Origin of the sequence: Salmonella sp. SSDFZ54, assembly GCF_004010735.1 — a bacterium.
GTDB lineage: Bacteria > Pseudomonadota > Gammaproteobacteria > Enterobacterales > Enterobacteriaceae > Salmonella > Salmonella enterica.
The window spans coordinates 178,185-190,698 of the sequence record NZ_CP034819.1 but is presented as its reverse complement, the minus strand read 5'-3'; the positions used below and the strand labels follow the sequence as shown (position 1 = coordinate 190,698).

General features: G+C 55.2%; 12 protein-coding genes. 11 read left to right on the top strand and 1 reads right to left on the bottom strand.

Translation table 11 applies throughout. The features are described from left to right. Positions 1-241 precede the first annotated feature (241 nt). The 5 genes from EOS97_RS00920 (at position 242) to EOS97_RS00900 (ending at position 6,059) form a co-directional block, all read left to right on the top strand. Positions 242-1,378, top strand: a complete 1,137-nt coding sequence (locus tag EOS97_RS00920) for a porin OmpC (protein WP_000865526.1) — start codon at positions 242-244, stop codon at positions 1,376-1,378. Positions 1,379-1,492: 114 nt separating this feature from the next. Continuing rightward, positions 1,493-2,545, top strand: coding sequence for an FAD:protein FMN transferase ApbE (apbE, locus tag EOS97_RS00915; RefSeq protein ID WP_000784310.1), 1,053 nt, complete (start codon positions 1,493-1,495; stop codon positions 2,543-2,545). An 80-nt stretch (positions 2,546-2,625) separates the two neighbouring features. Beyond that, the gene (gene ada / locus EOS97_RS00910; protein WP_000975959.1) at positions 2,626-3,687 is read left to right on the top strand and encodes a bifunctional DNA-binding transcriptional regulator/O6-methylguanine-DNA methyltransferase Ada; all 1,062 of its coding nucleotides are present in this window, start codon (positions 2,626-2,628) and stop codon (positions 3,685-3,687) included. Positions 3,688-3,689: 2 nt separating this feature from the next. Then, complete coding sequence (alkB, locus tag EOS97_RS00905; RefSeq protein ID WP_000884983.1) at positions 3,690-4,340, top strand: DNA oxidative demethylase AlkB; 651 nt, start codon at positions 3,690-3,692, stop codon at positions 4,338-4,340. A gap of 75 nt (positions 4,341-4,415) precedes the next feature. After that, positions 4,416-6,059, top strand: coding sequence for a multidrug ABC transporter permease/ATP-binding protein (locus EOS97_RS00900; RefSeq protein WP_000421588.1), 1,644 nt, complete (start codon positions 4,416-4,418; stop codon positions 6,057-6,059). Positions 6,060-6,250: 191 nt separating this feature from the next. Here EOS97_RS00900 and eco read toward each other — a convergent pair whose 3' ends face one another. After that, positions 6,251-6,745 carry a serine protease inhibitor ecotin gene (gene eco / locus EOS97_RS00895; RefSeq protein WP_023165762.1) on the bottom strand — a complete coding sequence of 165 codons (495 nt, stop codon included), beginning with the start codon at positions 6,743-6,745 and terminating at the stop codon, positions 6,251-6,253. Between the two features lie 413 nt (positions 6,746-7,158). Between eco and napF the strand changes: the two genes are divergently transcribed. The 6 genes from napF (at position 7,159) to napB (ending at position 12,509) form a co-directional block, all read left to right on the top strand. Then, on the top strand, positions 7,159-7,650 hold the full coding sequence (gene napF / locus EOS97_RS00890; RefSeq protein WP_000228069.1) for a ferredoxin-type protein NapF: 492 nt from the start codon (positions 7,159-7,161) through the stop codon (positions 7,648-7,650). Continuing rightward, entirely contained in the window at positions 7,640-7,903 is a 264-nt protein-coding gene (napD, locus tag EOS97_RS00885; protein WP_001260058.1) for a chaperone NapD, read from the top strand. Before napF ends, napD begins: the two co-directional genes overlap by 11 nt. After that, on the top strand, positions 7,900-10,386 hold the full coding sequence (gene napA / locus EOS97_RS00880; RefSeq protein WP_000778097.1) for a nitrate reductase catalytic subunit NapA: 2,487 nt from the start codon (positions 7,900-7,902) through the stop codon (positions 10,384-10,386). The genes napD and napA overlap by 4 nt, the downstream gene beginning before the upstream one ends. Positions 10,387-10,392: 6 nt before the next feature. Then, complete coding sequence (gene napG, locus EOS97_RS00875; protein ID WP_000091676.1) at positions 10,393-11,088, top strand: ferredoxin-type protein NapG; 696 nt, start codon at positions 10,393-10,395, stop codon at positions 11,086-11,088. Next, a complete protein-coding gene (gene napH, locus EOS97_RS00870) occupies positions 11,075-11,944 on the top strand; it encodes a quinol dehydrogenase ferredoxin subunit NapH (RefSeq protein WP_000013529.1) in 870 nt (289 codons plus the stop codon). The genes napG and napH overlap by 14 nt, the downstream gene beginning before the upstream one ends. A 115-nt stretch (positions 11,945-12,059) precedes the next feature. Then, positions 12,060-12,509, top strand: coding sequence for a nitrate reductase cytochrome c-type subunit (gene napB, locus EOS97_RS00865; RefSeq protein ID WP_000835182.1), 450 nt, complete (start codon positions 12,060-12,062; stop codon positions 12,507-12,509). Positions 12,510-12,514 lie beyond the last annotated feature (5 nt).

Here is a 12,514-nt window from a genome sequence, read left to right as displayed (position 1 = left end):
AATATATTTTGTCTATTTGTGCTTATTTTTACTTGATTTTTGCTTTAAAAAAGTTCCGTAAAATTCATATTTTGAAACATCTATGTAGATAACTGTAACATCTTAAAAGTTTTAGTATCATATTCGTGTTGGATTATTCTGTATTTTTGCGGAGAATGGACTTGCCGACTGGTTAATGAGGGTTAACCAGTAAGCAGTGGCATAAAAAAGCAATAAAGGCATATAACAGAGGGTTAATAACATGAAAGTTAAAGTACTGTCCCTCCTGGTACCAGCTCTGCTGGTGGCGGGCGCAGCGAATGCGGCTGAAATTTATAATAAAGACGGCAACAAATTAGACCTGTTTGGTAAAGTTGATGGCCTGCACTACTTCTCTGACGACAAAGGCAGCGACGGCGACCAGACCTACATGCGTATCGGCTTCAAAGGCGAAACGCAGGTTAACGATCAGCTGACCGGTTATGGCCAGTGGGAATATCAGATTCAGGGCAACCAGACTGAAGGCAGCAACGACTCCTGGACGCGTGTGGCGTTTGCGGGTCTGAAATTCGCTGACGCAGGTTCCTTCGATTATGGTCGTAACTACGGCGTAACCTATGATGTGACCTCCTGGACCGACGTTCTGCCGGAGTTCGGCGGCGACACCTACGGCGCTGACAACTTTATGCAGCAGCGTGGTAACGGCTATGCCACCTACCGTAACACCGACTTCTTCGGCCTGGTGGATGGTCTGGATTTCGCGTTGCAGTATCAGGGCAAAAACGGCAGCGTGAGCGGTGAAAACACCAACGGTCGCAGCCTGCTGAACCAGAACGGTGACGGTTACGGCGGATCGCTGACTTATGCAATCGGCGAAGGCTTCTCTGTCGGTGGCGCTATCACCACGTCTAAACGTACTGCCGATCAGAACAACACCGCTAACGCTCGCCTGTATGGTAACGGCGATCGCGCCACGGTTTACACCGGCGGCCTGAAATACGATGCGAACAACATCTATCTGGCAGCGCAGTATTCTCAGACCTATAACGCAACCCGTTTTGGTACCTCTAACGGTAGCAACCCGTCCACCTCTTACGGTTTTGCCAACAAAGCGCAGAACTTTGAAGTGGTTGCTCAGTACCAGTTCGACTTTGGTCTGCGTCCGTCTGTGGCTTACCTGCAGTCTAAAGGTAAGGACATCAGCAACGGCTACGGCGCCAGCTATGGCGACCAGGACATCGTAAAATACGTTGATGTCGGCGCGACTTACTACTTCAACAAAAACATGTCCACCTATGTTGATTACAAAATCAACCTGCTGGATAAAAACGACTTTACCCGCGATGCGGGCATCAACACCGACGACATCGTAGCGCTGGGTCTGGTTTACCAGTTCTAATCAGCAAAAGATGTTGCTAAAGGGCCTGCGGGCCCTTTTTTCATGCCTTATTCCGGCGTACAAATACGACGTTTTGATATACGCTTGCGTCCATTCGAATGAGGATAAACAGCGATGAAAATGACTTTTTGCCGGGCCGTGTGTCTGGCGGCGGCTTTTTTACTTATGGGCTGCGATGAGGCTCCCGAAACGACAACAGCGTCACCTGCCGCTCAGGTGCTGGAAGGTAAAACGATGGGGACCCTCTGGCGGGTGAGCGTGGTTGGTATCGATGCGAAACGCGCCGCAGAGTTACAGACTAAAATCCAGACTCAGCTTGATGCTGATGATTGGTTGCTTTCTACCTATAAAAATAACTCCGCGTTGATGCGTTTTAACCATTCACGCAGCCTTGCGCCCTGGCCGGTCAGCGAAGCCATGGCGGATATCGTGACCTCGGCGCTGCGTATTGGCGCGAAGACGGATGGCGCGATGGATATCACCGTGGGCCCGCTGGTCAATCTGTGGGGGTTTGGGCCGGATCGGCAGCCGCTGCATATCCCAACACCAGCACAAATCGATGCGGCAAAAGCGAAAACAGGCCTGCAACATTTGCAGGTTATCGACAGGGCTGGACATCAGTTTTTGCAAAAAGATCTGCCGGATCTTTATGTTGATCTCTCCACGGTCGGGGAGGGCTATGCGGCGGATCATCTGGCGCGACTGATGGAGCAGGAGGGCATTGCGCGTTATCTGGTCTCGGTGGGGGGCGCATTAAGCAGTCGCGGGATGAATGCGCAAGGGCTGCCGTGGCGCGTCGCGATTCAGAAGCCGACCGACCGGGAAAACGCGGTGCAGGCGATTGTGGATATCAACGGGCATGGCATCAGCACCTCCGGCAGCTACCGCAACTATTATGAGCTGGATGGCAAGCGTATCTCGCACGTTATCGATCCGCAAACGGGGCGCCCCATTGAACACAACCTGGTATCGGTTACGGTCATTGCGCCAACGGCGCTGGAAGCGGACGGCTGGGACACCGGCCTGATGGTGCTTGGTACGCAAAAGGCGCAAGAGGTCGTGCGGCGGGAAGGGCTGGCGGTCTTTATGATCATGAAAGAAGGTGAAGGCTTTAAAACCTGGATGTCGCCGCAGTTCAAAACGTTCCTGGTGAGCAATAAGAATTAAAACGCAAGATTACGGGTTTTTGTGGGCGGATTTACGGACACACTGCATGTAAGCAAGCACTATGCTTAATGAAGGAGTCTATGATGAAAAAAGCGTTACTTACCGATGATGAATGCTGGCTGCGGGTGCAGGCGCGCGATGCCAGCGCGGATGGGCGTTTCGTTTTTGCGGTGCGAACCACCGGCGTTTTTTGCCGCCCTTCTTGTCACTCGAAGCGGGCGTTACGTAAAAATGTTCGCTTTTTTGCCAACGCGCAGCAGGCGCTGGACGCCGGTTTTCGCCCCTGCAAGCGCTGTCAGCCGGATAATGCGCGCGCGCAGCAACGGCGGTTGGATAAGATTGCCTGCGCCTGCCGTTTGCTTGAGCAGGAGACGCCGGTAACGCTGGCGTCTCTGGCGCAGGCGGTGGCGATGAGCCCGTTTCATCTGCACCGTTTGTTTAAAGCGAGCACCGGTATGACGCCGAAAGGGTGGCAGCAGGCGTGGCGCGCCCGGCGGCTGCGTGAGGCGTTGGCGAAAGGAGAGCAGATCACGGCGGCTATTTACCGCGCCGGCTTCCCGGATAGCAGTAGCTACTATCGTCATGCCGACCAGACGCTGGGCATGACGGCAAAACAGTTTCGCAAAGGCGGCGATAATGTCTCCGTTCGCTATGCGCTGACGGACTGGGTTTACGGACGGTGCCTGGTGGCGGAGAGCGAGCGGGGGATTTGCGCGATTCTCCCCGGTGATAGCGACGACGCGCTACTGGCTGAATTACACACCCTTTTCCCGGCGGCCCGCCACGAACCTGCTGACGCGCCTTTTCAGCAACGGGTGCGGCAGGTTGTCGCGGCTATCAACACACGCGATGTGCTGCTCTCGTTGCCGCTGGATATTCAGGGAACCGCGTTTCAACAGCTGGTCTGGCAGGCGTTATGCGCAATTCCCTGCGGCGAAACCGTAAGCTATCAACAGCTTGCCGCGACTATCGGCAAACCCACGGCGGTACGCGCGGTCGCCAGCGCGTGCGGCGCGAATAAACTGGCGATGGTGATCCCGTGTCATCGGGTCGTGCGTCGCGATGGCGCGCTCTCCGGTTATCGTTGGGGCGTGCGTCGAAAAGCGCAGCTATTAAAGCGAGAAGCGCAAAAAGAGGAGTAGCAATGCTGGATCTATTTGCTGATGAAGCGCCCTGGCAAGAGCCCCTGGCGCCTGGCGCGGTGGTGTTGCGCCGCTTTGCGTTTCGCGCGGCGCAGTCGCTATTAGACGATATCGGTTTTGTCGCCAGTCAGTCTCCGTTTCGTCAGATGGTGACGCTGGGCGGCTACACCATGTCGGTGGCGATGACCAACTGCGGCGCGTTAGGGTGGACCACCGATCGTCACGGTTATTGTTATGCCGTGCGCGATCCGTTGACCGATAAACCCTGGCCTGCGCTGCCGTTATCGTTTGCCAGCGTATGTCGTCAGGCGGCAATCGCGGCAGGGTATGCGAGCTTCCAACCGGACGCCTGCCTGATCAATCGCTACGCGCCCGGCGCAAAACTGTCGCTGCATCAGGATAAAGACGAGCCGGATCTGCGCGCGCCTATTGTCTCAGTTTCGTTGGGGGTGCCGGCGGTTTTTCAGTTTGGCGGCCTGCGTCGCAGCGATCCGCTCCAGCGGATCTTACTGGAGCATGGCGATATCGTGGTCTGGGGCGGCGAGTCCCGGCTGTTTTATCATGGTATCCAGCCGCTTAAAGCGGGCTTTCATCCCATGACCGGTGAATTTCGTTACAATCTCACCTTCCGTCAGGCGGCTGAAAAAGAATAAAAATAAGAATTATTATTGCTGTGCAGGTGGAGTTAGTTAAACTGCGGGCTGTTATTATCGGTCCGGGTTGTATGCATGGAACTTCTTATTCTTGTCTGGCGGCAGTACCGCTGGCCATTTATTAGCGTGATGGCGCTGAGCCTCGCCAGCGCGGCGCTGGGGATTGGCCTGATCGCGTTTATCAATCAGCGCCTGATTGAAACGGTGGACACCACCGTCATGGTGCTGCCGGAATTTCTCGGTCTGCTCCTGTTGCTAATGGTCGTCACATTAGGTTCCCAACTGGCGCTCACCACTCTGGGACACCATTTCGTTTACCGCCTGCGCAGCGAATTTATCAAGCGCATTCTGGATACGCACGTTGAACGCATTGAGCAACTGGGCAGCGCCTCTTTACTGGCCGGTCTGACCAGCGATATTCGCAATATTACTATCGCCTTTGTGCGTCTGCCTGAGCTGGTGCAGGGCATTATCCTCACCGTCGGCTCGGCGGCGTATCTGGCGATGCTATCGACAAAAATGCTGCTGGTTACGGCTATCTGGATGGCGGTCACTATCTGGGGCGGATTTGTGCTGGTGGCGCGGGTTTACCAGCATATGGCGACCCTGCGCGAGACCGAAGATAAGCTGTACAACGACTATCAGACGGTGCTGGAAGGACGCAAAGAGCTGACGCTAAACCGCGAGCGTGCGGAGCAGATTTTTCAGCAATGCTATACCCCGGACGCCAAAGAGTACCGTCATCACATTATCCGTGCCGATACTTTTCATCTGAGCGCCGTCAACTGGTCGAATATCATGATGCTGGGAGCGATAGGCCTGGTCTTCTGGATGGCGAATAGTCTCGGCTGGGCGGATACTAACGTCGCGGCGACCTATTCACTGACGTTGCTGTTCCTGCGCACGCCGCTGCTGTCTGCGGTGGGGGCGTTGCCAACGCTACTGACCGCCCAGGTGGCGTTTAATAAACTGAATAAATTCGCGCTCGCCCCGTATAAGCCTGATTTTCCGCTGCCGAAAGCCTTTCCTGACTGGAAGACGCTGGAGCTGCGCAACGTGGTTTTCCACTATCAGGATAACGCGTTTTCCGTGGGGCCCATCAACCTGACGATTCACCGCGGCGAACTGCTGTTTTTAATTGGCGGCAACGGTAGCGGGAAATCGACGCTGGCCATGTTATTGACCGGTTTATACCAGCCGCAATCGGGAACGATTTTACTTGATGGTCAACCTATTGCCGCCGGACAGCCGGAAGATTATCGCAAACTGTTTTCTGCGGTGTTCACCGATGTGTGGTTATTCGACCGCCTGCTGGGGCCGCAGGGGAAACCCGCCAATCCCGCTCTGGTCGAAAAGTGGCTTGAGCACCTGAAAATGACGCACAAGCTGGAGCTAAACGACGGGCGCATTTTGAATCTTAAACTGTCGAAAGGGCAAAAAAAGCGCATTGCGCTGCTGCTGGCGCTGGCGGAAGAGCGCGATATTATTTTGCTGGATGAGTGGGCCGCCGATCAGGACCCGCATTTCCGCCGGGAGTTTTATCAGGTACTGTTGCCGTTAATGCAGGAAATGGGCAAAACCATTTTCGCCATCAGCCATGATGATCACTATTTTATTCACGCCGATCGTCTGCTTGAAATGCGTAACGGACAGCTAACCGAACTCACCGGCGACGAACGTGACGCCGCCTCGCGTGATGCGGTTGCGCGTACTGCGTAATGGACTATGGCGCCGGATGAACCACCTGATGGCAGCCCTACGTCCGCACGCGGGTAGGCCTGATAAGATGCTACGCGTCGCCACCAGGCATCGGGCGAGCGGGTGTCCAGACGTGTTTTAAAAAGAACCCCGGAGCGCTGCGTGAGCCGGCGTGTTCAGATGCCCGGTAAGTGTGACCGGGCAGCGTAACATTATCGCGTGACGGCGTTCTGTACGTTAGCGTCCGCTTTCCAGATGCGGTATTTCACGTCCACATTCGCCGGGGTATACACCACGATCGGCAGCTTGCTGTTGTAGCGCAGCATCCCGTCTTCACCCAGCCAGGCGGTGACGAATTTTTGCTCTTTCTTACCTTCAGGGCAGGCCATCATGGTTGATACCGGAGAGGTGACGTTATCAAAGACATAATAGTCGTAGCCCCAGCCTTCCAGCGTTTTTGTTTCCAGCGTGCCGCCGAGGCGATGCTGGTTACAATCCACATTTAGCGTTTGACCAATCAACAGTTCCACTTTGAGGGTAGATTCATCCTGCTGAGGGGTAAGGGTTATCACTTGCCGCTTCATTCCTTTTTCCGCCTGCGGATAGGGGGCGATTTTCTCCAGCGGCTGGGCGGTATCGCTATTGTTAGCCCAGGCAGAGGCGCTGGCGAGGGCGGCGAAGACGACGGCAGGGACAAACATCTTCATTTGATTGTTCACAGTATTTCCTTTCTGCTGTTTTCGGTATGCACGGACAACAGATTAACACATTCATATTATCTATTAATCTGTATTTACTCATGTTTTCAAGATTATTAATAAAATAGCGTCTTTTTATATAGTGGAATATTCCGATATTGATAATGTAAATGGAATTATCAGCTATTAGTGGTTTTCGTTATATAGATAGCTATATAACTCATTGAAATGTGAGAAAAAGCACGTTTACGGGTCTTTACCCGGCACTCTTTTGATCCGGCAACAGCATTTACCTCTATCGGGGTATGCATCTCTTACACATCCTGAAATATCTTATTTACAAAAACAACTACTCATAAATTGTACGGTTTTTATTGGTATTCACTCCCTATGGAAGCGTGTCGTTATGGAAGGGCGATATCATGGTTGATTTATCCCGTCGAAGCATGTTGACCGGCAGTTGGCGCAACGCCAGCAATGGGATTCTTCCGCCGTGGGCCAGAGAAACAACCTATTTTCTCGCACATTGTCTGCGTTGCGACGCCTGCATCCAGGCGTGTGAGGCCGACATCCTGCAGCGAGGGGCGGGGGGATATCCGAGCGTAGATTTCAAACGGGGCGAGTGCAGCTTTTGTTATGCCTGTGCGCAGGCCTGTACTGAATCGCTTTTTCTTCCGCGCCACACCAGGGCCTGGGATCTGATTTTTACGCTCACGGAAAACTGCCTCGCCAGGCAATCGGTTGAATGCCATCGCTGCCAGGACAGTTGTGAACCTATGGCCATTACCTTTCGTCCCACGCTATCCGGCATTTACCAGCCGCAGCTTGACTCGCAGGCCTGTAACGGATGCGGGGCGTGTGTGGCTATCTGTCCCGTGTCAGCCATCAAAGCGGAGAACCACCATGCGCACTAACTGGCAGGTCTGTAGCCTGGTCGTGCAGGCCAAAAGTCAGAACATCGCCGCCATTGGCACACAGTTGAACACGTTGCCGGGTTGCGAAGTCGCGTTAAGCGATGTTGAAAGCGGGCAACTGATCGTGGTGGCGGAAGCAGATCAGAGTGAAACGCTGATGCAAACAATTGAGTCAGTACGCAATGTCGAGGGCGTACTGGCGGTGTCGCTGGTTTATCACCAGCAGGATGAGCAAGGTGAGGAAACACCATGAAACTCAGTCGTCGTAGCTTTATGAAAGCTAACGCCGTTGCGGCCGCTGCGGCGGCTGCCGGTCTGAGCGTGCCGGGCGTCGCCCGCGCCGTTGTCGGGCAGCAGGAAGCCATCAAATGGGATAAAGCGCCGTGCCGTTTTTGCGGAACGGGTTGCGGTGTGTTGGTGGGAACGCAGCAGGGCCGTGTGGTCGCCTGCCAGGGCGACCCCGACGCGCCGGTCAACCGTGGTCTGAACTGCATTAAAGGCTACTTCCTGCCCAAAATCATGTACGGCAAAGATCGTCTGACGCAGCCGATGCTGCGCATGAAAGACGGCAGCTATCACAAAGACGGCGAGTTTACGCCGGTGAGCTGGGAACAGGCCTTCGATGTGATGGAGGAGAAGTTTAAAACCTCCCTGAAAGAGAAAGGACCAGAAGCGATCGGCATGTTTGGATCGGGTCAATGGACCATCTGGGAAGGCTATGCCGCCGCGAAACTGTTCAAGGCTGGTTTCCGCTCTAACAACATCGACCCGAACGCGCGTCACTGCATGGCCTCGGCGGTGGTGGGCTTTATGCGCACCTTTGGCATGGATGAACCGATGGGCTGCTACGACGATATCGAGCAGGCCGATGCGTTTGTGCTGTGGGGTTCCAACATGGCGGAGATGCACCCGATTTTATGGTCGCGCATCACTAACCGCCGTTTGTCCGACCCGAACGTGAAGGTTGCCGTCCTCTCCACCTTCCAGCACCGCAGCTTTGAACTGGCGGACAACGGTATTGTCTTTACCCCGCAAAGCGATCTGGTGATCCTTAACTATATCGCGAATTACATTATTCAGAACAACGCGGTAAATCAGGATTTCTTCACAAAGCATGTGAACCTGCGTAAAGGGGCGACGGATATCGGCTACGGCTTACGCCCGACGCACCCGCTGGAAAAAGCGGCGAAGAATCCGGGCTCCGATGCTTCCGAGCCGATGAGCTTCGACGAGTATAAAGCCTTCGTGGCGGAATATACGCTGGACAAGACCGCTGAAATGACCGGCGTGCCGAAAGATCAGCTGGAACAGTTGGCGCAGCTCTACGCCGATCCGAATAAGCGCGTGATCTCTTACTGGACGATGGGTTTTAACCAGCATACTCGCGGCGTGTGGGCGAATAACCTGGTTTACAACCTCCATCTGCTGACCGGAAAAATCTCCCAGCCTGGCTGCGGTCCTTTCTCGCTGACCGGCCAGCCTTCCGCCTGCGGTACGGCGCGTGAAGTGGGAACCTTCTCACACCGTCTGCCCGCAGACATGGTCGTGACGAACGAAAAACACCGTGATATCTGCGAAAAACACTGGCAGATCCCCGCTGGCACTATTCCGGCAAAAGTGGGTTTACACGCGGTGGCGCAGGATCGCGCGTTGAAAGACGGCAAGCTGAACGTCTACTGGGTAATGTGTAATAACAATATGCAGGCCGGGCCGAACATCAATGAAGATCGGATGCCGGGCTGGCGCGATCCGCGTAACTTTATCATTGTCTCCGATCCTTACCCGACGGTGAGCGCGCTGTCTGCGGATCTGATCCTGCCGACCGCCATGTGGGTTGAGAAAGAAGGCGCTTACGGCAACGCCGAACGCCGCACGCAGTTCTGGCGTCAGCAAATTAAAGCGCCGGGCGAAGCTAAATCCGACCTCTGGCAACTGGTGCAGTTCTCCCGTCGTTTTAAAACCGAGGAGGTCTGGCCGGAGGCGTTGCTGGCCCAGAAGCCGGAGCTGCGCGGTAAAACGCTGTATGACGTTCTGTTCGCCACGCCTGCGGTCAGCAAATTCCCGCTGAGCGAGCTGAAAGAGGATCAGTTAAACGATGAGTCTCGTGAGCTGGGCTTCTATCTGCAAAAAGGGTTGTTTGAAGAATACGCCTGGTTTGGACGTGGCCACGGGCACGATCTGGCGCCGTTCGACGATTACCACAACGCGCGCGGTCTGCGCTGGCCGGTCGTCGAAGGTAAAGAGACGCAATGGCGTTACAGCGAAGGCAACGACCCGTATGTAAAAGCGGGGGAAGGGTACAAATTCTACGGTAAACCGGATGGCAAAGCGGTGATCTTCGCGCTGCCATTTGAACCCGCGGCGGAGTCGCCGGACAACGAGTACGATCTGTGGCTTTCCACCGGTCGCGTGCTGGAACACTGGCATACCGGCAGTATGACGCGCCGCGTGCCTGAATTGCATCGCGCCTTCCCGGAAGCGGTGGTCTTTATTCACCCGCTGGATGCGAAAGCGCGCGATCTGCGTCGTGGGGATAAGGTTAAAGTGTCGTCCCGCCGCGGCGAAGTGATTTCGATTGTCGAAACGCGTGGACGTAACCGTCCGCCGCAGGGACTGGTGTATATGCCGTTCTTCGATGCCGCTCAGCTAGTGAACAACCTGACGCTGGATGCGACGGACCCGCTCTCTAAAGAGACGGACTTCAAGAAGTGCGCCGTTAAGCTGGCGAAGGTGTAACGCGTTATGTCCCGTACAGCGAAACCCCAAAATGGCCGCCGCCGCTTTCTGCGTGATGTTGTGCGCACTGCGGGCGGGCTGGCGGCGGTTGGCGTGGCGCTGGGCTTGCAACAGCAAACCGCGCGCGCAACGGGCGTGCGGCTGCGTCCGCCTGGCGCGCTGAATGAAAATGCCTTCGCCAGCGCCTGTGTGCGCTGCGGGCAGTGCGTTCAGGCGTGTCCATACGACACGCTAAAACTGGCGACGCTGGCCTCCGGGCTATCGGCAGGCACGCCCTATTTCGTCGCTCGCGACATCCCCTGCGAAATGTGTGAAGACATTCCGTGCGCCAAAGTCTGCCCCAGCGGGGCGCTGAATAAAGATATCGCCTCCATTGATGACTCGCGCATGGGGCTGGCGGTGCTGCTGGATCAGGAAAACTGCCTCAACTTTCAGGGGCTGCGCTGCGACGTTTGTTACCGCGAATGCCCGAAAATCGATGAGGCCATCACGCTGGAGCTGGATCGCAACATGCGCACCGGCAAACATGCGCGCTTTCTGCCCACCGTACACAGCGACGCCTGTACCGGCTGCGGCAAATGCGAAAAAGTCTGCGTACTGGAGCAACCAGCGATAAAAGTGTTGCCGTTGTCATTGGCGAAAGGGGAGTTAGGACACCATTACCGCTTCGGCTGGCTGGAGGGGAAAGATGGCAAATCGTAAACGCGACGCCGGGCGAGAAGCGCGGGCGAAAAAAGGCTGGTGGCGTAGCCACCGCTGGCTGGTGTTACGCCGTATCAGCCAGTTTATGGTGCTGGGGATGTTTCTCAGCGGCCCGTGGCTGGGCTTTTGGGTTTTGCATGGCAACTACAGCAGTAGTTTGCTGTTCGATACCCTCCCGTTGACCGATCCGCTGATTACCCTGGAAAGTCTCGCCAGTGGACATCTTCCCGCTACCGTGGCGCTGACGGGAGCAGTGATTATCGCTGTGCTGTATGCGCTGGCGGGAAAGCGATTATTTTGCAGTTGGGTTTGCCCGCTAAACCCCGTTACCGATTTGGCTAACTGGATGCGCAGGAAATTTGACCTGAACCAGTCTGCGACGATTCCACGCCATATACGGTACGTCCTTCTGGTGGTGGTGTTAATCGGTTCGGCGTTGACCGGCACGCTGCTGTGGGAATGGATTAATCCCGTGTCGCTGTTAGGTCGTAGTCTGATTATGGGATTTAGTAGCGGCGCGTTGCTGATTATTGCTTTGTTTTTATTTGATTTATTAGTCGTTGAGCACGGTTGGTGCGGTCATATTTGCCCGATGGGCGCGCTGTATGGCGTGCTGGGCAGTAAAGGCGTCGTGACCGTGACGGCCAAAAAACGTGAGAAATGTAATCGCTGTATGGATTGTTTTCATGTTTGCCCGGAACCGCATGTGCTACGTGCGCCGGTGCTGGATGAGCAAAGCCCGGCGCAGGTCACTCACCGCGACTGCATGACCTGCGGTCGCTGCGTGGATGTCTGTTCTGAGGATGTTTTTACAATAACGATACGCAACATCATTCGGGATGCATCGCGGCGGTAAGCGAGGAAATCTCCAGGAGCATAGATAACGATGTGACTGGGATTTTCGAGCGCAGCCAACAAAGAGGCAGCTCGAAGGATGAAGTGTAAATGCGATGGAGTTCGGGAGCGAAACAATGAAAAGCCATGACCTGATGAAAGCGCTGTGTCAATGGATGGCCACGCTTGCCCTGGTGGTAAGTGGTGCGGTTTGGGCGGCAAACGGAGTGGATCTGAGCCAGTCGCCGGAAGTATCCGGGACGCAGGAAGGGGCGATTCGTATGCCGAAAGAGCAGGAACGTATGCCGCTAAATTACGTCAACCAGCCGCCGATGATCCCGCACAGCGTCGAGGGCTACCAGGTGACGACCAATACCAACCGCTGTCTGCAATGCCACGGCGTGGAAAGTTATCGTACGACGGGCGCGCCGCGTATCAGTCCGACGCACTTTATGGACAGCGACGGTAAAGTGTCGGGCAACGTCGCGCCGCGTCGTTATTTCTGCCTGCAGTGCCACGTACCGCAGTCTGATACCGCGCCGATTATCGACAATACCTTTACCCCCTCGCAAGGTTACGGGAAATAAGAGGT